The sequence below is a fragment of the Rothia sp. HMSC061C12 genome (assembly GCF_001815755.1).
GTDB classification, from domain to species: Bacteria; Actinomycetota; Actinomycetes; order Actinomycetales; family Micrococcaceae; genus Rothia; species Rothia mucilaginosa.
Genome location: NZ_KV821834.1, coordinates 45,233 through 67,685 on the forward strand (window position 1 = coordinate 45,233; position 22,453 = coordinate 67,685).

Annotated in this window: 21 protein-coding genes; 18 read left to right on the top strand and 3 right to left on the bottom strand. The window is 58.9% G+C overall.

Annotation, left to right across the window (positions count from 1 at the left end):
* The first annotated feature begins 23 nt into the window (after positions 1–23).
* Positions 24–959, top strand: coding sequence for a diaminopimelate epimerase (gene dapF, locus HMPREF3055_RS00540; RefSeq protein ID WP_070737296.1), 936 nt, complete (start codon positions 24–26; stop codon positions 957–959).
* Between the two features lie 111 nt (positions 960–1,070).
* Here dapF and HMPREF3055_RS00545 read toward each other — a convergent pair whose 3' ends face one another.
* Entirely contained in the window at positions 1,071–1,694 is a 624-nt protein-coding gene (locus HMPREF3055_RS00545; protein WP_070737299.1) for a class I SAM-dependent methyltransferase, read from the bottom strand.
* Positions 1,695–1,837: 143 nt separating this feature from the next.
* Here HMPREF3055_RS00545 and hflX point away from each other — a divergent pair, with 143 nt between their 5' ends.
* Positions 1,838–3,550 (top strand): GTPase HflX, encoded by a 1,713-nt coding sequence (hflX, locus tag HMPREF3055_RS00550; RefSeq protein WP_070737302.1) that lies wholly within the window; start codon positions 1,838–1,840, stop codon positions 3,548–3,550.
* Between the two features lie 6 nt (positions 3,551–3,556).
* A complete protein-coding gene (locus tag HMPREF3055_RS00555) occupies positions 3,557–5,623 on the top strand; it encodes an ATP-dependent DNA helicase (RefSeq protein WP_070737305.1) in 2,067 nt (688 codons plus the stop codon).
* A 275-nt stretch (positions 5,624–5,898) separates the two neighbouring features.
* Here the strand turns inward: HMPREF3055_RS00555 and lexA are convergent, their stop codons facing one another.
* Positions 5,899–6,573, bottom strand: a complete 675-nt coding sequence (lexA, locus tag HMPREF3055_RS00560; RefSeq protein ID WP_070737306.1) for a transcriptional repressor LexA — start codon at positions 6,571–6,573, stop codon at positions 5,899–5,901.
* An 815-nt stretch (positions 6,574–7,388) separates the two neighbouring features.
* Between lexA and HMPREF3055_RS09055 the strand changes: the two genes are divergently transcribed.
* From HMPREF3055_RS09055 to HMPREF3055_RS00575, 3 genes are all read left to right on the top strand, one after another.
* Entirely contained in the window at positions 7,389–8,060 is a 672-nt protein-coding gene (locus tag HMPREF3055_RS09055; RefSeq protein WP_083317994.1) for a LysM peptidoglycan-binding domain-containing protein, read from the top strand.
* A gap of 119 nt (positions 8,061–8,179) precedes the next feature.
* Complete coding sequence (locus HMPREF3055_RS00570; protein ID WP_083317995.1) at positions 8,180–8,950, top strand: type 1 glutamine amidotransferase family protein; 771 nt, start codon at positions 8,180–8,182, stop codon at positions 8,948–8,950.
* Entirely contained in the window at positions 8,950–9,732 is a 783-nt protein-coding gene (locus tag HMPREF3055_RS00575) for a HisA/HisF-related TIM barrel protein (RefSeq protein ID WP_070737310.1), read from the top strand. The genes HMPREF3055_RS00570 and HMPREF3055_RS00575 overlap by 1 nt, the downstream gene beginning before the upstream one ends.
* 173 nt (positions 9,733–9,905) lie before the next feature.
* Here HMPREF3055_RS00575 and HMPREF3055_RS00580 read toward each other — a convergent pair whose 3' ends face one another.
* Positions 9,906–10,328 carry a DUF1844 domain-containing protein gene (locus HMPREF3055_RS00580; protein WP_005507125.1) on the bottom strand — a complete coding sequence of 141 codons (423 nt, stop codon included), beginning with the start codon at positions 10,326–10,328 and terminating at the stop codon, positions 9,906–9,908.
* A 268-nt stretch (positions 10,329–10,596) separates the two neighbouring features.
* Between HMPREF3055_RS00580 and infC the strand changes: the two genes are divergently transcribed.
* The 12 genes from infC (at position 10,597) to HMPREF3055_RS00640 (ending at position 22,351) form a co-directional block, all read left to right on the top strand.
* Positions 10,597–11,322: a translation initiation factor IF-3 gene (infC, locus tag HMPREF3055_RS00585; protein WP_371326325.1), complete on the top strand. Its 726-nt coding sequence runs from the start codon at positions 10,597–10,599 to the stop codon at positions 11,320–11,322.
* Between the two features lie 197 nt (positions 11,323–11,519).
* The gene (gene rpmI, locus HMPREF3055_RS00590; protein ID WP_004006287.1) at positions 11,520–11,714 is read left to right on the top strand and encodes a 50S ribosomal protein L35; all 195 of its coding nucleotides are present in this window, start codon (positions 11,520–11,522) and stop codon (positions 11,712–11,714) included.
* Positions 11,715–11,828: 114 nt separating this feature from the next.
* Positions 11,829–12,209, top strand: coding sequence for a 50S ribosomal protein L20 (gene rplT / locus HMPREF3055_RS00595; RefSeq protein ID WP_005507127.1), 381 nt, complete (start codon positions 11,829–11,831; stop codon positions 12,207–12,209).
* A gap of 244 nt (positions 12,210–12,453) precedes the next feature.
* Positions 12,454–13,365 carry a TrmH family RNA methyltransferase gene (locus HMPREF3055_RS00600; RefSeq protein ID WP_246826866.1) on the top strand — a complete coding sequence of 304 codons (912 nt, stop codon included), beginning with the start codon at positions 12,454–12,456 and terminating at the stop codon, positions 13,363–13,365.
* A 91-nt stretch (positions 13,366–13,456) separates the two neighbouring features.
* Positions 13,457–14,377, top strand: a complete 921-nt coding sequence (locus HMPREF3055_RS00605; RefSeq protein WP_005507873.1) for a cation diffusion facilitator family transporter — start codon at positions 13,457–13,459, stop codon at positions 14,375–14,377.
* 18 nt (positions 14,378–14,395) lie between these two features.
* Positions 14,396–15,211 carry a DUF421 domain-containing protein gene (locus HMPREF3055_RS00610; protein ID WP_070737316.1) on the top strand — a complete coding sequence of 272 codons (816 nt, stop codon included), beginning with the start codon at positions 14,396–14,398 and terminating at the stop codon, positions 15,209–15,211.
* A gap of 16 nt (positions 15,212–15,227) precedes the next feature.
* A complete protein-coding gene (locus HMPREF3055_RS00615; RefSeq protein ID WP_049338511.1) occupies positions 15,228–15,710 on the top strand; it encodes a (deoxy)nucleoside triphosphate pyrophosphohydrolase in 483 nt (160 codons plus the stop codon).
* A gap of 313 nt (positions 15,711–16,023) precedes the next feature.
* Positions 16,024–16,545: a hypothetical protein gene (locus HMPREF3055_RS00620; RefSeq protein ID WP_049338512.1), complete on the top strand. Its 522-nt coding sequence runs from the start codon at positions 16,024–16,026 to the stop codon at positions 16,543–16,545.
* Positions 16,546–16,781: 236 nt separating this feature from the next.
* On the top strand, positions 16,782–17,909 hold the full coding sequence (gene pheS / locus HMPREF3055_RS00625) for a phenylalanine--tRNA ligase subunit alpha (RefSeq protein WP_070737319.1): 1,128 nt from the start codon (positions 16,782–16,784) through the stop codon (positions 17,907–17,909).
* Positions 17,910–17,912: 3 nt separating this feature from the next.
* Positions 17,913–20,483: a phenylalanine--tRNA ligase subunit beta gene (gene pheT / locus HMPREF3055_RS00630; protein ID WP_070737322.1), complete on the top strand. Its 2,571-nt coding sequence runs from the start codon at positions 17,913–17,915 to the stop codon at positions 20,481–20,483.
* Positions 20,484–20,675: 192 nt separating this feature from the next.
* The gene (locus HMPREF3055_RS00635) at positions 20,676–21,470 is read left to right on the top strand and encodes a hypothetical protein (RefSeq protein WP_070737325.1); all 795 of its coding nucleotides are present in this window, start codon (positions 20,676–20,678) and stop codon (positions 21,468–21,470) included.
* A gap of 395 nt (positions 21,471–21,865) precedes the next feature.
* Positions 21,866–22,351, top strand: coding sequence for an arginine repressor (locus HMPREF3055_RS00640; RefSeq protein ID WP_070737328.1), 486 nt, complete (start codon positions 21,866–21,868; stop codon positions 22,349–22,351).
* Positions 22,352–22,453 lie beyond the last annotated feature (102 nt).

Consider the following 22,453-nt stretch of genomic DNA (forward strand, 5'->3'; position numbering starts at 1 on the left):
GTCACCAACCTTAAGGACAGCATATGAGCGAGAACCCTTCCATCTGGGGCGAGCTGGCAGGCCTGACCCTCACCAAGGGTCACGGCACCGGTAACGACTTCATCTTTCTGACGGATGAGAACGCAGAAATTGCCCTTACCCCCGAGCTGGTAGCCCGCGTCTGCGACCGCCACTTCGGCATTGGCGCGGACGGCTTCATTCGTGCTGCCCGCAGCACCGCCTCCCGCGCGGGTCAGAAGCTGCTCGAGGAGCACCCGGACGCTGTCTGGTTCATGGACTACCGCAACGGTGACGGCTCTATCGCTGAAATGTGCGGCAACGGTGTGCGCGCGTTCGTGGAGTACCTGCGCGCTGAGGGCCTGATTGAGCTTGAGGTGGGTGAGACCGTCAAGATTGGTACCCGTGCCGGTGTGAAGACTGTGGCGCGCACCGAAGAGGGTTACGCGATTGATATGGGTCCGTGGAGCTTCATTCACGGTGAGGCTGCCCGCGAGGGTGGCGAGGACTGCCTGGTGTCTGCTCGCGGCCTGAAGACTCCGCGTGCTGGCCTGTCCATTTCGATGGGTAACCCGCACACCGTGGTGATGCTCGGCTCCGACGGTAAGCTGGACGGCCTGGACCTGCACAGCCTGCCTCAGGTGAACCCCGCCCCGGTCAACGGCACGAACGTTGAGTTTGTGGTGCCGGTCGACCTGGACGTTGAGAGCGGCGCGCATGTGGGCGCTATCCGTATGCGCGTGCACGAACGTGGCGTGGGCGAGACTCTGTCCTGCGGTACCGGCGCGTGTGCGGCTGCTGCTGCGACCCGTTTCTGGGGCGGCGAGGAAGCACCGGATGAGTGGCTGGTGCATGTGCCCGGCGGTACCCTCGCGGTGACTTTCGTGCTGGGCCCGGACGACCTGGAGCATGTGGTTCTGGCTGGTCCGGCGCAGATGGTTGCAACCGTCGTGCTGCGATAGCGAGCAGTCCTCGATAGAGACTTTGATATACAAAAGCGGCGGGTGTTTTCTGAAACTAAAATCAGAAAACACCCGCCGCTTTTACGTTTTTAGCAATGAGCGCCAGAGGTCTTAGTCCTCGTAGCGGTGCACCTGCAGAATACGGAAACCCTTCGAGGTTGCATAGCGCGAGACCTCAAACTCGCCGGGGTGCAGCTCCTCAAGGTGCGCATCCATCCACTTCTGCAAAGAATCGGAGCCGAGGTTCTTCTGAACCACCAGGTAGGCGTCACCGCCGGGTGCCAGGCGCGGCAGCCAGGTCAGCAGGATCTCGTGAAGGACCTCCTTGCCCACGCGAATTGGCGGGTTCGACCAGATGGTATCGAAACGCAGTTCGGGGTCGACAGATTCGGGGGTTCCCACGGTCACGTTGGGCAGGCCGAGAGCGGCGGCGTTGCGTTCGGTCAGGCTAATGGAGCGGGAGTTCACGTCCACCGCGTGCACCTGCGCCTGCGGGGCGAGCATCGCAAGAGTCAGGGTGATGGGTCCCCAACCGCAGCCGATGTCGAGCATGCGTTCGCCCTGCGGGTCGGGTGCTTCCTGCAGCAAAATGGCGGTGCCCTTATCGATGCCGGAGGGGCTGAAAATGCCGTTAGCGGTGGTGACGGTGACCTTGCGGTCGGCAAGCTCCACCTGCACGGGGCGGGGCTTGAATTCGGTCTCGGGGGTTTCAGAGAAATAATGCTGCTCGCTCATGCTATCCAGTGTACCGGTAGGGCAAGATCCCGCCGCACACGGGCAGAGTATGCGCGGGGTGGTTCAGCAGCTTGCACGCCCTGAGCGCACAGGCGACCGAACCCCCTACCCGATGCGGGCAACGGCGGTAGAATTGTAACCGTATGAATTCTAAGAACACCCCCGTATCTGATACCGAAAAGCTGCCCAGCGATGAGCAGCTACGCCGCACCGTAGACCGCGTTCTGGGGCGCTCCCAGGCCGCCGCCTCCGTCACCACTTATGACGCCGCCGGTACCGCGCATCACAGCGACAACTCCTCCAGCACCCACGGCAACAATAGCCGCCGTGTGCTGGATACTCGCGCACGCGAAATTTCTGACGTTCAGCGCGAACACTCCGAATATGACGGTGACCAGGAAGACCTCGCCGAGCGCCGCGCACTGCGCCGTATCGCGAACCTCTCCACCGAACTTGAAGACGTCACCGAGGTCGAGTACCGCCAGCTGCGCCTGGAGCGCGTGGTGCTTGCTGGCCTGTGGACCGAAGGCACCGTTGAGGACGCCGAGAACTCCCTGCGCGAGCTCGCGGCACTGGCTGAAACCGCAGGTTCCGAGGTTCTGGACGGCCTGGTTCAGCGCCGCCTCAAGCCGGACCCCGGCACCTTCCTCGGCTCCGGTAAGGCACTGGAACTCAAGGACATTGTGGAGGCGACCGGCGCCGACACCGTCATCGTTGACTCGGAACTGGCTCCCTCGCAGCGTCGAGCCCTCGAAGACATCGTGAAGGTCAAGGTCATTGACCGCACCGCCCTGATTCTCGACATTTTCGCTCAGCACGCTAAGTCCCGCGAGGGTAAGGCGCAGGTTGAGCTGGCTCAGCTGGAGTACATGCTGCCGCGTCTGCGTGGTTGGGGTGCGTCCCTGTCTCGTCAGGCGGGTGGCCGCGCCGCAGCCGGTGAGGGTATCGGTTCGCGTGGTCCCGGTGAAACCAAGATTGAGATGGATCGCCGCCGCCTGCGCGCTCGCATGGCGAAGCTTAAGCGTGAGATCGCTGCGATGGCGCCGGCGCGTGAGACGAAGCGTCTGAACCGTCGCCGTAACCGCGTGCCTTCGGTGGCTATTGCCGGGTACACGAACGCGGGTAAGTCCTCCTTGCTGAACCGCCTGACCGATGCCGGCGTGCTCGTGGAGAACGCCCTGTTTGCGACGCTGGACCCGACCGTCCGTAAGGCTCAGACCCCGGACGGTATCGGCTACACCCTCTCTGACACGGTGGGTTTCGTGCGTTCGCTGCCGACCCAGCTGGTGGAGGCGTTCCGCTCCACCCTGGAAGAGGTCGCTGACGCTGACGTCATCCTGCACGTGGTGGATGCTTCGCACCCGGACCCGGAGGGGCAGATTCATGCTGTCCGCGAGGTCATCGCGGAGGTTGACGCCCGCCATATCCCCGAAATCATTGTGCTGAATAAGGCGGATGCCGCCGACCCGTTCGTGCTGGAGCGCATGCGTCAGCGCGAGCCGGAGCACGTGATTGTTTCGGCGCGTACAGGTGAGGGTATTGAGGAGCTGAAGCAGAAGATTGCGGACACCATTCCGCGCCCCTCCATTGAGGTGAAGCTGCTGATTCCGTACTCGCACGGTGAGATTATTTCGCGCCTGCACGAGTGGGACGCCGAAATTAAGAGCACCGATTTCGTATCGGACGGCACCTTCGTGGTGGCCCTGGTTCGTGAGGACGTCGCATCCGAGCTGTCCGAGTATGTGCTGGAAGGTGACCTGCTGGAGGTCCTGGAAGAGGAACTTGCGGAGGCACGCGCCCTCACCGAGGTGACCGCATCTGAATCCGAGCAGCCCTCTACCTCTGAGGCTCGCTAGGAGCGTATGAGCGTGACGGAGAGCATCAACGCGCCCAAAAACGCCCCGGGAACCGCACCCGCAACCGACGGCCCCCGATTCACCGGGCAGGAGCTTGAGACCCTGCCCGGTGCAAAGGGTGCCCTGACCCTGCTGGATGAGGCGGTTGCCGCCACCGGCGGTCAGAATCGTGCCGGTCAGCGCACCATGGTGGCGCATGTGGCGCAGGCTCTTGAACTGCAGCGTCACCTGCTGGTCCAGGCGGGTACCGGTACCGGTAAGTCCCTGGGCTACCTGGTGCCTGCCCTGGCGCGGGTGGGGGAGTCGGACCAGCCGATTGTCGTTGCGACGGCGACTCTTGCCCTGCAGGCGCAGATCGTGAACCGCGATATTCCGCGTCTTCTACAAGCGCTGGAGCCGCGCCCGGAATCGCAGGCGCAGGTGGCTCTGCTCAAGGGCCGCAATAACTACCTCTGCCTGCACAAGCTGGAGGGCGGCTACCCGGAAGACGAACCGGATGCTCTCTTTGACATGCCTTCTTCGACCTCCCGCGTGGGTGAGGAAGTGGTGCGCCTGCGCGAGTGGGCCGACCGCACGGAGACCGGCGACCGTGACGAGCTGAAGCCCGGCGTCTCTGACCGCGCCTGGGCTCAGGTATCGGTCAGTGCCGCCGAGTGTCTGGGCCGCCGCTGCCCGCTGGTGGAAGAGTGCTTTAGCGAGATGGCGCGTGGCCGTGCCGCTGAGGCTGACATTGTCATCACGAACCACGCCCTGCTGGCGATTAACGCTTTCGAGGGCATGAAGGTTCTGCCCGAACATGAGACGGTCATTATTGATGAGGCTCATGAGCTGGTGGACCGCGTGACCGGTGCCGTGTCTGGTTCTTTGACGGTTGCGATGGTTCGCCGTGCGGCGCGTAGCGTGAAGAAGCATTCAAAGGCTGATTCCGGCGCACTGGAAATGGCTGCCGGCACCCTGGAGACCGCGTTCGAGGGTCTTGCCGAGGGCCTGTTGAAGGGCCTGGACGGTCGCCTTTTGACCGCTATTTCTGCGGTCAACGATGCCGCCCGCACCGCCCTGTCCGATACCAAACCGGACGGTCAGGACGTTGATGCCGGCCTGCAGATGGCGCGCTCGCGTGTCTCTGAGGTACACGATATGAGTAGCCGCATTCTGGAGGCTTCGGGCGAGCAGGACGTGCTGTGGATTTCTCGTCAGGGTGGTTGGGAGAACGGCCGCTATGTGGCTGCTTCCGATACCGACCCGGCGACCCTGAACATCGCTCCGTTGAGCGTCGGTTTGCAGCTACGTGACGGTCTGTTCGCTGACCGCACCGTGATTCTGACGAGTGCGACCCTGACGGTGGGTGACTCTTTTGACGTTGCCGCCGGTGCCCTGGGACTGCAGGGCGAGGGCGCGCCGCGCTGGACGAGCATCGACGTGGGTTCGCCTTTCGACTACCGCAAGCAGGGCATCATGTACGTTGCCGGGGATTTGAAGCCTCCGGGATTCGGTGTGCACGAGGGCCAGCTGGAGCGTCTGCGTGAGCTGTGCGAGGCGTCGGAGGGCGGTGCCCTGGGCCTGTTCTCCTCGAAGCGCGCCGCCGAGCGTGCCGCCGAATACATGCGTGAGCACAGCGACCTGAACATTCTTCTGCAGGGTGAGTCTTCGCTCAAGGCCCTGGTGGAGGAGTTCAGCGAGGACGTTGACTCATGCCTGTTCGGAACGATGAGCCTGTGGCAGGGCGTGGACGTTCCCGGTGACTCTTGCCGCTTGGTGGTGATGGACCGCATTCCGTTCCCGCGCCCGGATGACCCGATTGCGCAGGCTCGTACAGAGGCGGTGAACCGTCACCGCGGTAACGGCTTTATGGCGGTTTCTGCTCACCACGCGGCGATTCGTATGGCGCAGGGCGCGGGTCGCCTGATCCGTTCGGTGTCTGACCGCGGTGTGGTGGCTGTGCTGGATTCTCGCGTGGCGACTAAACGCTACGGCGGTTTCTTGATGAAGGCTATGCCGCCGATGTGGTCAACGCAAAATAAGGCTGCGGTGACCGGCGCGTTGGCTCGTCTTTCGGCGAGTATTGAGCGTTAGCTCGGGTGGATTCCATTCCTGGCTGCGCCGCGCTCTGATTTAGGAATATCCGCTGTGGAAATAGCCGCTTTGAAAATACTCGCTGTAGAAATATAGAAATCACCCCGGTGATACGTGAACGTTCACGTATCACCGGGGTGATTTCTATATAGAGCTAAAAGCCTCGCGGCTATGTCTTTTAGAGGCTGTGTTGTTTATAGCAACGTTGTTTAAAGCAGCTTCTACGAGAAGCTGTGACTGTTTAGAGCCCGCGTTTTCTAGAGACTTGTGGTCTTCTAGAGACTGCGCAGCACGGAGACGACCTTACCCATGACGGTTGCGCGGTCGCCCATAATCGGCTCGTAGTTGGAGTTGCGCGGCATGAGCCAGGTATGGCCGTCGACCTGACGGAACACCTTCACGGTTGCTTCATCGTCGAGCAGCGCAGCAACAATATCGCCGTTGTCTGCGGTGTGTTGCTCGCGGACAACCACCCAGTCGCCGTCGCAGATTGCGGCATCGATCATGGAATCGCCCTTGACCTTGAGCATGAACAGCTTGCCGCTACCGACCAACTGGCGGGGCAGGGCGAGCACATCCTCCACGGACTGCTCGGCGGTAATGGGGCCGCCCGCTGCAATTCGTCCAACCAGGGGAACGGGTACGAGGTCTTCGTCGCCGACTTCGAAGTTCGGCAGCTCGGGCAGGGACGAGGAGGAGCTACCGTGCATGCCGACGCCGTTCTCATCCAGCACCTCAATGGCGCGGGGGAGCTTGGGGTCGCGGCGAATGTAGCCCATGGTCTCGAGACGACCGAGCTGGTGGGTGACCGAGGACAGGGACGCAAGACCCACCATGTCACCAATCTGGCGCATGGACGGCGGGTAACCCTTCTGTTCAATCTCGGTGCGGATCGCGTCAAGAATCTTCTGCTGGCGCGCGGTCAGCGCCGGACGGGGTGCTGTTGCCATTTCTTTTCCTTCGGTCTGTACTCCGGCCTTTGTATTTCCGGTCGGGGCACGGATGGGTGCTTCACACGTTTTCTGGTGGTGTCCTAAAAATTTTTTGGTTCTGCCGAAATGGGTCTTATCTCGTCAGGGGGTGGAGGAATTCTATCCGTGCCGAAGCGATACCGGAGCGATACACAGGCAACGAGTATGCGCCTCCGCCCTACATAGCAATACTCAGCCAGCAGCACCTGCGGTCGATACAGAACCAAGCTGTAACGAATACAGAAACCTGCTGTGAGTAGGACTCATCAGGAGCGTGTGGAACGTCTCTTGACACCAGTGTAGAACACTACACCGAAAAACTCAAACAAATATTCTAGATTTTTTCTTCGAAACTCGAAGAAATTTTTAGTACATCTCTGCTAGACTTTAGAACAAGAGTTCGTATATACTCTTGAATCTCTCCTGAAATTCAGGATTTACGGGTGGATGTTCGAAAAATATTCGAAGATTCGACCCTGAGTATTCCGGGAGAGGAGAGTGAATGAGTGTTCGAATGTATTCGAATCCTCTGCCTCTCTCTTCGAATAATCTACCTCGGATGCTCTAGCGAGCATCTGGCGAAGAGAGAGCGCAGGGGATGGGGTGCTGGGGCGACCCAGCGCAGCCCGGTGCACCCGACGCTCTGACCTAACTAGAGAATAGCTACCCAATAGTTATCGCCTAACAATCACCACTCCATAGTTATCACTCAACTAGGACCTCCGAGCGGGTATCGCTCGGCATTGCTAGACCCGCGGGGCAACCCCGGGGCGAGCTGAGAGAAAGGAACCACAATGACTACTGCAACACCTATTGCTTCTCAAGGCACTTCTGCACACCTTCCGGCAGGTTTGGTGGTACTTCACCCCGCCCGCACCGCGTCCGTCCGCACCGTGTCTGCCCGCACCGTGCAGGGGCGTTCTCGTGTGCTTGCGTCTCCGCAGTCTGTTCGCTCTTCTCGTGCGGCTCATGCACCCCGCCCCGCGCAGGTGGCCCAGCCCGTTCCCGCTGCTTCTACCCCTGCTGTTTCTACTCAGGCACCTGCTCCGGTTCGCCCTGTAGCTTCTGAGGCGCAGGCTGCTTCTGATGTGCAGGCGCCTAGCGTGAAGAGTGCTCTTCTGGCTAAGGGTGGTGAGCTTCTGCGCTCTGTTCCCGGTTCTATTCGTCGTCTTGGCACTCCGCGCGGTTTCCTGAAGGGCCTACCTCTGCTGACCCTGGCGGCGCTGATTGTGCTCGGTGCTATTAGCTTCTTTGGTCCGGCGGCTTCTGCTTCTGTGGAGAACGCTTCGATGACTCGAACCGTCGTTGTGGTCAAGCACGGCGAGACCCTGTGGGATATTGCTCAGGCGGTGGATCCGCAGGGTGACACCCGTGATACTGTGGTTCGTATTATGGAGTTGAACTCGTTGACCAGCACCTCTGTTGATGCCGGTCAGCGTCTGGAAATTCCTCAGCCTCAGCGCTAAGCATGGGCCCGTGTGTGGTTGGCTTCTGCATGAAGTTGATGTCTTGACTCCGAATCCTCTATCTATCAAGCTAGAGCGCTTGAGCCGAATTCTTGAGCCTATGAACTAGGAGCGCACCGATGCCTGTTCCCGTTGAACCCACACCCGTCGAAACTGAATCTGTACAGGAAACTGAATCTGTACAGGGCGCTCAGACCGCCCGTCCTGTGGTTGCCGTTTTGGGGGAACCCGGAACTCGTGGCGCCCTGGTGAAGCTTCTTCAGGATGCGAGGGCGGACGTTATCGTGACCGCTGTGCCCGATCAGCTGCGTGAGGCTGACGGTATGGTGGTTACCGGCGGTGCGAGCTCTCTTGAGGCGTATGAAGATCTGAAAGCTAAGGACGCTGAGCGCGTGATTGGTCGCCGTGTTGCTGGCGGTCGTCCGGTGCTGGTTGCCGGTGCGGCACTGAGCTGCCTCTTCGATTCGGTTACGGTGGAGCATCCGCAGATGGGGCAGGTTCAGGTGCAGTGTATGGGGGAGTGGCCCGGTGAGAGCGTGGAGCTTTCTACCCGCGACTTGGTGCCCGGTGTTTCTGCCCTGCGTTCTTCCTCCGATAGTGCGCTGCTCAAGGATCTTGAGGGCGAGGCTCACTTCAAATCTGAGCACGGCGTTTTTGAGTGGGCTTTTGACCAGAGCATTGAATATATTGCCCCTCCGGCAGTGACTTGGACTGTCACCGAGCCCGCCTATATCGCGGCGGTTGAGAACGGTCCGCTGACGGCGGTGCAGTTCTGTCCGGTAGGTTCTGGCGAGCTGGGGGCGGAGTTTATGCGCCGCTGGGTTGCGTCCCTGGCGGTGACCGGTCGCCTGTCTTCTGGTGACTCCGCTACTGCTGTGGGAGGTAACTAATGTCTGCACCCGTTCTTGAACTTCTGCCCGCTGTTGATATTTCTGAAGGCTACGCGGTGCGCCCGGTGGGCGGCACCCTGTCCGGTGGTGAACAGCGCCTCGACCCTGTTGAGGCGGCTCTGACCTGGGTGAAGTCTGGTGCTCGCTGGATTCACCTGGTTGACCTTGATTTGGCGTTCGGCCGCGGCACGAATACTGAGGTTCTGGCTGAGGTGGTTGCCGCCGTCCGTGCCGAGAATGCCCGCGGCTCCGCTCCGGTTCGTATTCAGGTCAGCGGCGGTGTGCGTAATGCTGAGAGTCTGGAGCGCGCCCTGAGCCTGAACCCGGATCGCGTGAACGTGACCAGCGCGGCTCTGGCGGATTCTTCCTGGCTTGAAGGTACTCTGGCTCGTTATGCCGAATCTGATCTTCTGGCTCTTGGCCTCGATGCCCGCTATAACCCTGAGTGGGGCTGGGTGACGGTGGCTCGCGGTACCGACTGGTCGGGCCCTGACCTGGCGGAGGCGCTGGCGTGGCTGGAGAGTGCGGGTGTGCGCCGCTATATCGTCACGGATGTGAGTAAGGACGGTTCTCTGGCGGGTCCCGGTGCGGAGCTGCTGGATGAGGTGCTGGCTCAGACTGCCTGCCGGGTGGTGGCGTCCGGTGGTGTGGCGTCGCTGGCTGATCTTGAGAAGCTGCGTTCCATGGTGCCTTATGGTTTGGAGGGCGTGGTGCTGGGTAAGGCGCTGTATGTGGGTAACTTTAGTTTTGAGCAGGCTCTTGAGGCCGCTGGCTCTCGCTAAAGATACCGCTCCGCTTTAGCCCGCGTCGATTTCTTATCCGCACAGGCTTTATACGTGACGAAGCCCCGTCTTCCTCAGTACGAGGGAGGCGGGGCTTCGTGATGACATAAACCAGGGGCGGCTTCGTAGACCAGCTGGTTTAGCGTGCGTCCTGATTTAGTACACCAGTTGGCTTAGTACACCGGGCCGGTGAGCTTTTCGCCGGGGCCCTTGCCGGGTTCGTCCGGGAAGGGGGATGCTTCGCGGAAGGCGAGCTGCAGGGTGCGCAGCCCGTCGCGCAGGGGTGCTGCGTGCTGGGATCCGATTTCGGGTGCTGCGGCGGTGACGAGGCCTGCCAGTGCGGTGATGAGCTTGCGTGCTTCGTCGAGGTCCTTGAGGTCGTCGGCGTTTTCGTCTGCTGCCAGGCCGCACTTGACGGCTGCGGCGCTCATCATGTGGATGGCTGCGGAGCTGATGATTTCGATGGCGGGTACGTCTGCGATGTCGCGCAGCTGTTCGTTGACGGCTTCGACCTGCTCTTCGGTGAGTTCGGTGTGGCCGTGTACGGGGGTTTCTTCTTCCGCAGTGAAGCGGAAGTTCGTGTTTTCAGTGCTCATAGTCTTAGAATCTCATATTTCGTTTGTTTCGGTAAATGCGTCCTTAAGAGTGGGTGCTTCTGTGGACTTTCTGGGGGAGTCTCCGCAATTTTTATGGTGTTTTGCGTCTAATTCCTTGCGTCTGTCGGGGATTCTGCGGTATGGTTGTAGGCAGTTTGCAAGTGGAGCATGCCTCCCACCCGGTTGACCGCCGCAGGCGTTTGTTTGCGAGTTTTGAGGTGAACGGGTTTGTCCGCCGATTTCGGCGCACGCTGGTTTGTGCCTCCGCTTGTGTAACTGCGGGGGCTTTTTAGCGCCCGCAACGGATAGTATTCACGGGGAAACCCACAGAGCACAGGAGCTAGTCATTAGCGAACCACGCATTAACGATCGTATCCGCGTTCCCGAGGTCCGTCTTGTCGGTCCCGGTGGCGAGCAGGTAGGCGTTGTCCCTCTGAAGGACGCTCTGCGTCTGGCTGAGGACGCCGAACTCGACCTGGTCGAGGTTGCCCCGAACGCGAAGCCGCCCGTGTGCAAGCTCATGGATTACGGTAAGTACAAGTACGAAGCCGCGATCAAGGCTCGTGAATCCCGCAAGAAGCAGGCTAATGCCGTTCTGAAGGAGATCCGTTTCCGCCTGAAGATTGATACCCACGACTACGAAACCAAGGTTGGACACGCTCGTCGTTTCCTTTCCGGTGGTGACAAGGTCAAGGCAATGATTCAGTTCCGTGGTCGTGAGCAGCAGCGCCCCGAGATGGGTGTGCGTCTGCTGGAGCGTCTGGCGGCTGAGCTGGCTGAGGTGAGCACCGTTGAGTCTCGCCCCCGTCAGGATGGCCGCAACATGGTGATGGTTCTGGCTCCGCTTCGCGGTAAGGCAGAGGCTCGCCGTGAGCAGGGCGCCGGCGGTCGCAAGGGTCGCGAGCGTATTGACACGACCAAGGCGAAGCCCGTAACTAATTCTCTGGCAGACGCTATGCCTGCCGAGTTGAAGGCGCAGGCTTCCGCCGAGTAGGGAACCGGGTCGTCACTTTAGGATGGGCACGCGCCTCCACCGTTGGGTGGGTGTTGCGGGTTCACCCGGTGCCGGTTCCGAGGCACCTCGTTAGGGGTGCCTCACCTTTGGTCCTTGGGGCTGATGCGTGTATCGCTCAACCCCACTAAGCTACCCCGCCGTTGTGGCGGGGGATGAATGTAAGGAGAACGGCAGCTATGCCGAAGCAGAAGACCCACTCTGGTGCTAAGAAGCGCTTCAAGCTCACCGGTAGCGGCAAGGTTAAGCGCCAGCAGGCGAACCGCCGCCACTACCTGGAGCACAAGTCCTCTCGTCTGACCCGTCGTCTGGCTTCTGACCAGATCGTTACCGGCGGCCAGGCAAAGGTTGTCAAGAAGATGCTGGGTAAGTAAGCAACGCTTACTCTCTGCACCTGGCGCACCGATAGTGGTGCGCACTGATTAAAGACTCGCTCCTGTTCAGCGTGATATGTGAGCTGTTCAGGACATAAGACGAAGGAGACACACGTGGCACGTGTGAAGCGCGCGGTTAACGCGCACAAGAAGCGCCGTACTATTCTCGATCGTGCATCCGGCTACCGCGGTCAGCGTTCTCGCCTGTACCGTAAGGCTAAGGAGCAGGTCACTCACTCGCTGGTTTACAGCTACGACCACCGTCGTAAGAAGAAGGGTGACTTCCGTCGCCTGTGGATCCAGCGTATCAACGCTGCTTCCCGCGCACAGGGCCTGACCTACAACCGCTTCATCCAGGGCCTGAAGGCTGCTGGTGTTGAGGTTGACCGCCGTATGCTGGCTGAGCTGGCTGTTAACGAGCCCGCTGCCTTCAACGCACTGGTTGAGATTGCTAAGAACAACCTGCCCGAGGACACCTCGGCTCCGAAGGCTTAATTAGCCTAGGTTGTGTGCGTCTGCCCTGAAGATCTAGGTTCGGGGTGGGATGCTCAAGCGTCGTGAGCGGCCGTCTGCACTTTTGAGTGTGGGCGGCCGCTTTCTGCGTATCGGCGGCTTTTTGCGTATCTAGGGGTTGTGCTTGTGACTGTTGTGCTTCTGACTGTTCTGCGTTCTTTGGGTGCGTCTTTGCCTGTACCCTTTAAGAGTGAACTTTTTTGAACGTATTAGTACCCCCGTTGTGATGTCCAATCCGCAGGCTGATCGTGTGCGCGATATTGCGAAGCTGCGTACCCGTGCGGCGCGCACGAAGAAGGGCCAGTTCCTGGTGGAAGGCCCGCAGGCTGTGCGTGAGGCGTTGAAGGCGCACCTGAAGAGCCCCATCCTGGACGCCGTGTATGTCACGGAGGCGGCGTTTGACCGTCATGAGGATATCGCTGATCTGCTGGAGCAGGTCTACGGTACTCCCACCCCGGAGGAGGGCCGCCGCGTTTTCATGCGTGTGGTGACCGATGAGGTGCTGGAGGCGATGGCTGATTCGGTGAGCCCGCAGGGTATTATTGCGGTTTCCTTTATGGTGGATGCGTCGTTCTCGCGGCTGTGGGGTGAGGGCGCGTTGAACCCGAAGCTGATTGCTGTGCTGTCTCGTGTGCAGGATCCGGGTAATGCGGGCACGATTCTTCGTGTTGCTGATGCGGCCGGTGCTGACTTGGTGATTACGACTAAGGGTTCGGTGGATTTGTATAACCCGAAGACGGTGCGTTCTACCGCGGGTTCGCTGTTCCATGTGCCGATTATTCAGGGCGTGCAGCTGGAGGATTTCGCGGAGGATGTGAAGTCTCAGGGTACTGCTGTGCTGGCTGCTGACGGTTATGGTGCGGTGAATCTGCAGGAGCTGAGTGAGTACACGGCGGCTCGTCGTGCCGGTGTGGAGGCGAGTGCCCCGTCCGGTGTGAAGGGTAATTTTGATCTTTCTAAGCCGACCATGTGGCTTTTCGGGAATGAAGCGCAGGGCCTGAACGCTGAAGAGAAGGCAGCGGCGACCATGCGCGTGGCTGTTCCTGTCTATGGTTCGGCTGAGTCTTTGAATGTGGGTACGGCTGCTGCTGTGTGCCTGTATGCTTCGGCGATGGCTCAGCGCGGCGTTTCTCGCTAGGCTTTGGGCGGTTCGTGGCTGTGGTGCAGCGGCGGGCCGCCTTCGCCTCATATTTTTAGAGTTTTGGTTTAGGGCTGTAGAAAGGGAAATCATGTCTGCTCCTTCTGGTCATTCGGGTTCGGGCGCGATTATTGCCGCGCTGGGCGCGAACCTGGGTATTGCGGTGCTGAAGTTTTTGGCTTTTGCGCTGACTCGTTCTTCGTCGATGCTGGCGGAGGCTATTCACTCGGTGGCTGACTCCGGTAATCAGCTTCTGTTGCTGCTGGGCGGTCGTGCTTCGCAGAAGCAGGCTGATGAGGAGCACCCGTTTGGTTATGGCCGTAACCGCTATATTTACGCGTTTATTGTTTCGATTATTATCTTTGCCCTGGGTGGCTTGTTCGCTCTGTATGAGGGTTATGAGAAGCTGCATGACCCGCACGGTATTACTGAGTGGCAGTGGGTTCCGGTGGCTGTTCTGGTGGGTTCGATTCTGCTGGAGGGTAATTCGTTCCGCGTGGCGGTGAAGGAGTCGCGTGATCTGAAGGGCAAGCAGAGCTGGATGCGTTTCTTGCGTACTTCGAAGAACCCGGAGCTTCCGGTGCTTCTGCTGGAGGATGCGGGTGCGCTGCTGGGTCTGATTTTTGCGCTCTTTGGTGTGGGTCTGACTCTGTTGACCGGTAATGGTCTGTGGGATGCGTTCGGTACCCTGGCTATTGGTGTGCTGCTGGTCTTTATTGCTGTGTTCCTTGCGGTGGAGATGAAGTCCCTGATTTTGGGTGAGGCTGCTTCTCCGGAGGATTTGGCGAAGATTCGTGCGGCGATTGAGGATGGCGATAGCGAGCGCATTATCCACATTAAGACCGTGCACTTGGGTCCTGAGGAGATTCTGGTGGCGGCAAAGATTCGTATTCATGATGCTGACACCGGTCGTGCGGTAGCTGATGAGATTGACGCTGCTGAGGTGCGTATTCGTGAGGCTGTTCCTGCGGCGCGCATCATTTATTTGGAGCCGGATATTTTCCGGGCTTAGTTCTAGGAGATTTTCGTTATGACCGTTGAGATGATCGTTGATGGTTTGCTAAAGATTTTCGTTGGCCTGATCATTCTTTTGGTGTACCTGCGTCTGACTCACCGTTCTCAGGCGGGGCACCAGACCCCGATTGATACCATCGGTAACTTTGTCATCGGTGGTGTGTTCGGTGGCGTGTTGTACAGCAAGCAGATTAGCCTGTTCTATTTTGTCATCTACATGGTGTTTACGCTGTGCATGATTCAGCTGCTGAACGTGGCGACCACGAAGATTCGTTTTCTGCATATGGCGGTGCGTGAGCAGCGCGTGCCGGTCATTACGGATGGCGATATCGATATTAAGAGCTTCCAGCAGGCAGATGTGGTTCTTGATCCGATGCGCCTGATTGCTGACCTTCGTGCGCAGGGTATTTACGACCTGGAAGACATTGAGTTCGCTCAGATTGAACCGAACGGTGCGCTGAGCGTGATCCGTAAGGGTGACGGTGTGCCGAACTTTGCTCTGATTGTGAAGGGTAGCTTGGTCACTCGCGATATCGCGGATGCGCACAAGACCGAGGATTGGGTGTACCTACAGTTGCGTGCCGCTGAGGTCGAGCTTGAGGATGTCTTCCTCATGGAGTTCAAGAACGGTAACCGCCTTCTGATTCTGCTGAATGACGGCACTAATATTCGCCGTGAGGTGGCTGAGGCCTCGAACATGAATAATACGGAAGAAGAGTGGCAGGAAGGCGTGGAGGAAGCTCCTGAGCCTGAGGATACTGAGGATGCAGAGAAGGAAGTAGCGGAGCACGCTGCTGAAGATGCGCATCCGATGAAGGATTCTAAAGCGTAGAAGAAGGTAGAGAAAGATGAGTGAAGTGTCGCCCTCGTTTGAGGTTCAGGTGGTTGGCGCCGCCGTGGTTGATTCTTTGGTGGCTCCGACCCGTATGCTGGTGGCTCAGCGTTCTGAGCCGCAGACTGTTGCCGGCATGTGGGAGTTCCCGGGCGGTAAGGTCGAGCCGGGGGAGAGCTGCGAGCAGGCGCTGGTGCGTGAGCTGAAGGAGGAGCTGGGCGTGCAGGCGCGTTTGGGTGCTGAGGTGCCCGGCGCGTACCCGCAGGGCTGGCGTCTGAGCGAGCGTCTGGCGATGCGCGTGTTCTTTGCGGAGATTCTTTCGGGTACTCCGGATACTTTGGAAGATCACAGCGCGCTGCGGTGGATGCCGTTGCCGAAGTCTAAGGATGACGCGCAGGCGTACGATGATTTGCTGGGTTTGCCGTGGATTCCGGCGGATTTGCCGATTGTGGAAGCGCTCCTGCAGCAGCTGCAGGACACTGGCACTGGTGAGGCGTAGACCCAAGGTCTGACCTAATGCTCTGCGCTAGTTCGTTGCGAGGCTAAGTCACCGTTATGTGACATGTTCGCGGCGGTAACAGGATAAATTTTCTCTATCTTTTTTGGCACTGTTTGAAGGCGGGATTCCCTGTGGGGAGTCCCGCCTTTATTCATATTTTGAGGGGGATTTATGCGCCGTGTAATCCTGACTTGTGTGTTTGTTGGGGAGGGGAATTTGTCATATATGGGTTCGACACGGATACATACTTTGGAAACCTTCCGGTAGGCGGGTAGTATTGAGGGAGAAATCACATACGTATTGGGAGACAATGATGACTGCTCAACCCCCGTTTGATCCGGGTGCCTACCGCTCCGACGCGGTTCCCTCGGACACTCAAGCTATTTATATTCAGGAAGGCGGCGCTGAGCCGCGCGGAATTCTGTTCCATTCGCCGACCAAGCACCCGAAGATTCTGCGTCTGCAGGAGATTATGATTGTCTCCGCACTGCTCTGCTTGATCCACGGTGTTATTTCCTCGTTCGCACCGGATAACCTGTCCCCGCTGAAGGGTCTGCCGGAGTTCGGCGTTGCAGGCGGTATCGGCCTGCTGGTTGTTTCTGCGGTTGTGTACATTTGGGTGTACTTCACAATTCAGAAGGGCAAGCGTCTGGGCCTGACTGTTGGTCTGATTTTTGCGATTCTGGGTGCGTTCGTGGCGATCCTGTCTCTGATTGGTAATGTCATTGACGCTCAGCGCTACGGCTTCGTGCCCCTGTACGCGGCATGGTTCATTGCGAACGTGCTGTGGATTCGTGCTTCTTTTGACCCGGCTGTGAAGCAGGCTCTGAAGTAAGTACAACCCTTCAACGCTGTTGTTAAGGCTATATACCTAAGAACGCCCGGATGGACTATCCGGGCGTTCTGCTGTTTACGCTTCCTTCTCTGGTCTAAAATGGATAGGATATGCGCCCGTCGCCTTCCCCCTGTCCCGCACCCTGTGCGGGTAGCCGGGGGAGAGCATGCGGTGCTACCTAAGGTGTATAACGAGCCAGCCGGCATAGTGCCGGTGGTATGCAGAGAAGAGTGACAATGACCGATTCCGTGCAGGAACACGAGGGTCTTAACGGCCCGGCTCAGGTTCTCGCCCGCATTGCGCAGGTTCTGGAGGAGAACCCCGAGAACGGTTTGGACGTTATCCGTGAGGCTTTTGAGGCTGAGCGTGAGCGCGCCCGCCAGGAGATTCGCGAGAAGGCTAAGGACTTTGACAGCCTCAAGGAGGTGCGCCTGAGCTTCTTCGGTGAGAAGGGCATCATGAGCATCGCTAACCGCCAGATGCGTGATCTTCAGAACCAGCACAAGGGCCCGGTGGGTAAGCTGATGGGTCAGGCTCGTGCGGCGCTGACTGAGGCTATTGAGGCTCGTACCGCCGAGCTGGAGGCTGAGCGTGAGGCTCGCATCCTGGCTGAGGAAGCTGTGGACGTTTCTGCTGCTTCGCCTCGCCGTTCCCTGGGCGGCCGCCACCCGATTGCTCTGATGCAGGAGCGCCTGACTGACATTTTCGTCGGTATGGGTTGGGAAGTTGCTGACGGCCCGGAGCTGGAGTCTGAGTGGTACAACTTTGACGCTCTGAACATTAAGCCGGATCACCCGGCACGAGAAATGCAGGATACTTTCTACGTTGAGCCGAAGGACGCTCACCTGCTGCTGCGCACTCACACGTCGCCGGTGCAGATGCGCTCGCTGCTTTCGCGTGATTTGCCGCTGTACATTGTGTGCCCGGGCCAGGTGTACCGCACCGATGAGCTGGACGCGACCCACACCCCGGTCTTCCACCAGATTGAGGGCCTTGCCGTGGATAAGGGCCTGACGATGGCTGACCTGAAGGGCACCCTGGAGTACATGGCACGCGCCATGTTCGGTGAGGACGCTAAGATCCGCCTGCGCCCGAACTTCTTCCCGTTCACTGAGCCTTCCGCTGAGCTGGATTTGTGGCACCCGAACGCTAAGGGCGGCCCGCAGTGGATTGAGTGGGGCGGCTGCGGCATGGTGAACCCGAATGTTCTGCGTGCTGCGGGTATCGATCCTGAGGAGTACTCGGGCTTCGCTTTCGGTATGGGTATTGAACGTACCCTCATGTTCCGTAACAACGTCGCTGACATGCATGACATGGTTGAAGGCGACATCCGTTTCTCTGAGCAGTTCGGGATGGAGATCTAAATTATGCGTGTACCCCTGTCATGGCTGCGCGAGTTCGTGCCTGTAGCTGAGGATGCTTCGGCTGAAGATTTGATGGCAACCCTGGTGAAGGTTGGCCTGGAAGAAGAAGACGTTCACCGCCCCTCTGATGAGCTGTCCGGCCCGATTGTGGTTGGCCAGGTGCTCTCTATGGAGCCGGAGACCCACTCGAACGGCAAGACCGTGAACTGGTGCCAGGTGCGTGTGGTTCCGGAGGGCCAGGAGCAGACTCTGACCGGTAAGGGCATTGAGCCTTCCGGCGTTCAGGGCATTATTTGTGGTGCCCACAACTTCAAACCCGGCGACAAGGTTGTTGTGACCCTGCCCGGCGCTGTTCTGCCCGGTGGTTTCGCGATTACTGCCCGTAAGACTTACGGTCACAAGTCGGCTGGCATGATTGCTTCGACTCGTGAGCTGGGTATTGGCGATGATCACGGCGGCATCCTGGTGCTTTCGACCCTGGGCCTGGACCCGGAGCTTGGCACCGATGCGATGGAGCTGCTGGGTCTGTACGATCAGGCTGCTGAGGTGAACGTGACCCCGGACCGCGGTTACGCGTTCTCTCTGCGCGGTATTGCTCGCGAGTGGTGCCACGCTACCGGTTCTTCCTTCGAGGATTTTGTGCTGGCGTACGGCGAGCGCGCCCCGGAGGCGAACGAGTCCGGTCACGCGGTTGCTCTGCGTGATGACGCCCCGATTCACGGTAACCCCGCATGCACTCGTTTCGTGATGCGTGAGGTGTCGGGCGTGAAGGCGGATGCGCCGGTTCCGACGTGGATGTCTTCGCGTCTGCGTCTGGCGGGTGTGCGCTCGCTGTCGCTGCCGGTGGATATTTCGAACTACGTGATGCTGGAGACCGGTCAGCCGCTGCACTTCTACGATGCTGACAAGGTTCAGGGTGAGATTGTGGTGCGTCGCGCCGCTGCAGGCGAGAAGCTGGTGACCCTGGATGGTGTTGAGCGTACTCTGCACCCCGAGGATATCGTCATTGCTGATGAATCCGGCGTGATTGGTCTTGCCGGTGTGATGGGTGGCGCCTCGACTGAGGTGACCGATTCGACCACCCGCATTCTGGTGGAGTCTGCTCGTTTTGATGAGGTGTCGGTGGCTCGTACTGCTCGCCGTCACAAGCTGATTTCTGAGTCCTCGAAGCGTTTTGAGCGTGGCGTGGATCCGCAGATTCAGGCTGCGGCTGCTCAGCGTGCGGTTGAGCTACTGGTTGATCTGGCTGGTGCTCAGGTTGAGCCGGGTGTTACTGACGTGTCGCTCGGCTATGAGCCGGTCGTGATTGATCTGCCTGCTGATTACACCGCCGGTCGTATTGGCGTGGATTACTCGCCGGAGCAGATTGAGTCTTGCCTGCGTGAGATTGGTTGCTCGGTGGAGCGTACCGAGTCTGGTTACGCGGTGACTGTCCCGTCGTGGCGTACTGACCTGCGTGCGAAGGAGGACCTGACTGAGGAAATCGCACGTATTGACGGTTACGAGAACATCCCCTCGACTCTGCCGGTGGCTCCTGCGGGTCGCGGTTACACTCCGGAGCAGGCGGGTAAGCGTCGTGCGCTGAATGCGCTGGCGGCTTCGGGTCTGACTGAGGTGTTCGCGTACCCCTTCGTGTCGGCTGATGCGAACAACCTGTGGTCGGCTCCGTGGGTGAGCACCCCTGAGAACCCGGTGACTGAGGTTCCTTCGGCTCGCCTGGAGAACCCGATTTCTTCGGCTGAGGGCTGGATGCGCCGTTCGCTGCTGCCGGGCCTGGTTGAGGTTCTGAAGCGTAACCTGTCTCGCGGTTTCAAGAACCTGGCTATTTTTGAGGCGGGTCACGTGTTCATTCCGGGTGAGCAGCTGGGTTCGGAGTCCATTCCGCCGCTGGGTGCTCGTCCTTCGGATGAGGTTCTGGCTGATTTGAATGCCGGTATTCCGCAGCAGCCCACTTTCATTGCTGGCCTGTTTGCAGGTACTGAGCACGAGGTGATGCCCGGCGCTGCTCCGCGCGCTTATGATTGGCGTGACGCTCTGGACGCTGTGCGTCTGGTTGCTGACGCTGTGTCTGCTGAGATTCAGGTGCGTAACGGTGTGCATACTGCGTTCCACCCGGGCCGTGTGGCTGAGGTTCTGAACGCTGCCGGTGAGCGTGTTGGTTTTGCTGGTGAGCTGCACCCGAAGCTTCTGCAGGAGCTGAACCTGCCTGAGCGTACCTGCGCGTTTGAGCTGGATTTCTCGGCGCTGTTTGCTGGTCGTGTTGAGGCGCGTCAGGCTACTCCGGTGCTGACTTTCCCTGCTGCTACTCAGGATGTGGCGCTTCTGGTGGACCGCGATCTGCCTGCTTCTGAGGTGGAGCGTGTTCTGCGTGAGGGCGCTGGCGAGTTGCTGGAGGACATCCGCGTCTTTGATGATTACCGCGGTGTCGGTATTGATGAGTCGAAGAAGTCTTTGGCGTTTGCTCTGCGTTTCCGCGCGCCGGATCGTACGCTGACTGCTGATGAGGCGTCGGCTGCTCGTGAGGATGCTGTGGCTGCGACTGTTGAGCAGCTGGGTGCGGAACCGCGTGTCTAACCGGGTCTAACCCTATGGCGTAATGCCTAGTGCTGACGGGGTGGGAGTTGTTGGCTCCCACCCCGTAACTTTTGGCGTTGCGTGGTGGGTTTACCTGTTGGGTTGGTTTATGAAGCGTTGATAAGCGCTTTCAGTGGTGAACTCATGTGGTTATGGGTACCCTAGAAGATAGATGAAGTGAGGGAGAGAGTAATGGCTAATCGAGAGAACTCGCGCGAACAGGATGAGCTGTCGCAGTCTGAGGTCGAAGAAACCTACTTTGAGGATTCTGAGTACGAGGATTCTGAGTACGGTGATTCTCAGTACGAGGATTCCGAGTATGAGGAGTACGACGAGTACGAGGATTACGACGATGAGGAAGAGAACTCCTCTCTTTTCGCGATGAGTGAGGAAGAGCTGGATGACCGTCCGGGCGTGAACTGGCTGTCGGTTCTTTCTGCTGTCGTTGCGGTTATTCTTTCCATTGTTTTGGCTATTGCGGGTGTTCGTGCTTTTGCGTCGGTGAATAATAACGCCGAGTATGCCGGTAAGAGCTGGGTTATTCAGGGCACTTATCAGGATTTGACTCCTGACCTGATTACGAAGGGCAATGTGGCTCGTTATAAGGGCAACCTGCCGGCTGATGACGCGCTGAACGGTAAGACGTATGTGTCGAACCTGAAGGATAAGTATCAGGTGACTTCGGGCGCTCCGATTGAGTTCCGTGGTTCGCAGACTGGTGATGTTCCCTCCGAGTTCCCTCGTGAGGTGGATGGCCTGTTGGTGGAGAAGGCCGGCACTCTTGAGGTCGTCTACACCGCTGAGAAGGGCACGTTGAAGCCTGTGACTGAGGACAGCGTGAATGCTGAGCGTTTTGCCGGTATCGCAAGTATTGTTGGTGCGGTGCTGGTGCTTCTGCTGGGTCTGGGTTTTGCTGTGTGGCTGAACCGCCGTTCGCACGATGTCGAGTATGAGGACCTGGACGGTCTGGTGGAGGATGAGCGCTAGGCGTTCTGAGTCCTAAGAATTCACCTCGAAGTTTTGTTGAAGGAGTCTGTTTCTGGCGCACATGGTGTTGCTGGAGGCGGGCTCCTTTTGCGTGCTCGCCTGAGGTAGGTCGCTTGTTCGGTTCGGCGGGCTTGCCCAGAAAGTTCTTGCACATTATGCATTCATTGCGAGGTTATGCGCTCGAATGTGTAGATACACGCTACACTCGCGGCATTTTGTGTGACAGCTGGTGAGATAAACCCTGAAAATTCCCCCATATCTTGGAATAATCCATATTTGGTGCGCATATTTATGTGCATATGTATTATCTTGGGTAGTAAAGAATGTTGCGCTGCACCACCGCTGGGCAGCTCCGTTCTGAATTCGTGATTGGCACCGTAGGAAGAAGAGATATTATGCCTTTCCCCTCGACCAAGATCGCGCGTCAGGCACGCATCGTTGAATTGCTGCAGACCCGACGTGTCCGCTCCCAGGCTGAACTGGCGCAGTACCTGACCGATGATGGTATGAAGGTTACTCAGGCGACCCTTTCCCGTGATCTTGTTGAAATTGGCGCTGAGCGCATCCGTGATGAAGGCGCCGGCCTGATTTATGCTGTGCCGAATTATCCTGCTCGTCGTGGCGGTGGTACTGCACCTGATGCTCGTATGATTTCCCTGTTCAAGGAACTGCTGATTACCGCTGAGGGTTCGGCAAATATTACGGTTCTGCGTACTCCTCCGGGTGCCGCGCAGTTCTTGGCGTCGTCGATTGACCAGGGCGGTCTTGAGGCGATTATGGGCACTATCGCCGGTGACGATACGGTCATTGTTGTGACTCGTGACCCCAATGGTGGGGCTGTGCTTGCCGAGAGTTTCTTGGACTGGTCTGCTGCTCAGTAGTAGCTGGGGCGTATCTTGTGCTGTTCCTCTGATGTGTCGGGGGAGCGGCTGAAGGTACGCCCTTCTGCTGTCTTCGGGCTCTTTTCCGGGCTTCTATCTTGG

Coding starts and splice junctions, on each gene's coding strand:
- HMPREF3055_RS00605 (WP_005507873.1), top strand. CDS start 13,457: ATGTCTGCTCCTTCTGGTCATTCGGGTTCGGGCGCGATTATTGCCGCG.
- HMPREF3055_RS00610 (WP_070737316.1), top strand. CDS start 14,396: ATGACCGTTGAGATGATCGTTGATGGTTTGCTAAAGATTTTCGTTGGC.
- HMPREF3055_RS00580 (WP_005507125.1), bottom strand. CDS start 10,328: ATGAGCACTGAAAACACGAACTTCCGCTTCACTGCGGAAGAAGAAACC.
- HMPREF3055_RS00555 (WP_070737305.1), top strand. CDS start 3,557: ATGAGCGTGACGGAGAGCATCAACGCGCCCAAAAACGCCCCGGGAACC.
- pheS (WP_070737319.1), top strand. CDS start 16,782: ATGACCGATTCCGTGCAGGAACACGAGGGTCTTAACGGCCCGGCTCAG.
- HMPREF3055_RS00575 (WP_070737310.1), top strand. CDS start 8,950: ATGTCTGCACCCGTTCTTGAACTTCTGCCCGCTGTTGATATTTCTGAA.
- HMPREF3055_RS00570 (WP_083317995.1), top strand. CDS start 8,180: ATGCCTGTTCCCGTTGAACCCACACCCGTCGAAACTGAATCTGTACAG.
- HMPREF3055_RS00640 (WP_070737328.1), top strand. CDS start 21,866: ATGCCTTTCCCCTCGACCAAGATCGCGCGTCAGGCACGCATCGTTGAA.
- HMPREF3055_RS00620 (WP_049338512.1), top strand. CDS start 16,024: ATGACTGCTCAACCCCCGTTTGATCCGGGTGCCTACCGCTCCGACGCG.
- HMPREF3055_RS00635 (WP_070737325.1), top strand. CDS start 20,676: ATGGCTAATCGAGAGAACTCGCGCGAACAGGATGAGCTGTCGCAGTCT.
- lexA (WP_070737306.1), bottom strand. CDS start 6,573: ATGGCAACAGCACCCCGTCCGGCGCTGACCGCGCGCCAGCAGAAGATT.
- hflX (WP_070737302.1), top strand. CDS start 1,838: ATGAATTCTAAGAACACCCCCGTATCTGATACCGAAAAGCTGCCCAGC.
- pheT (WP_070737322.1), top strand. CDS start 17,913: ATGCGTGTACCCCTGTCATGGCTGCGCGAGTTCGTGCCTGTAGCTGAG.
- dapF (WP_070737296.1), top strand. CDS start 24: ATGAGCGAGAACCCTTCCATCTGGGGCGAGCTGGCAGGCCTGACCCTC.
- HMPREF3055_RS09055 (WP_083317994.1), top strand. CDS start 7,389: ATGACTACTGCAACACCTATTGCTTCTCAAGGCACTTCTGCACACCTT.
- HMPREF3055_RS00600 (WP_246826866.1), top strand. CDS start 12,454: ATGTCCAATCCGCAGGCTGATCGTGTGCGCGATATTGCGAAGCTGCGT.
- HMPREF3055_RS00615 (WP_049338511.1), top strand. CDS start 15,228: ATGAGTGAAGTGTCGCCCTCGTTTGAGGTTCAGGTGGTTGGCGCCGCC.
- HMPREF3055_RS00545 (WP_070737299.1), bottom strand. CDS start 1,694: ATGAGCGAGCAGCATTATTTCTCTGAAACCCCCGAGACCGAATTCAAG.
- rpmI (WP_004006287.1), top strand. CDS start 11,520: ATGCCGAAGCAGAAGACCCACTCTGGTGCTAAGAAGCGCTTCAAGCTC.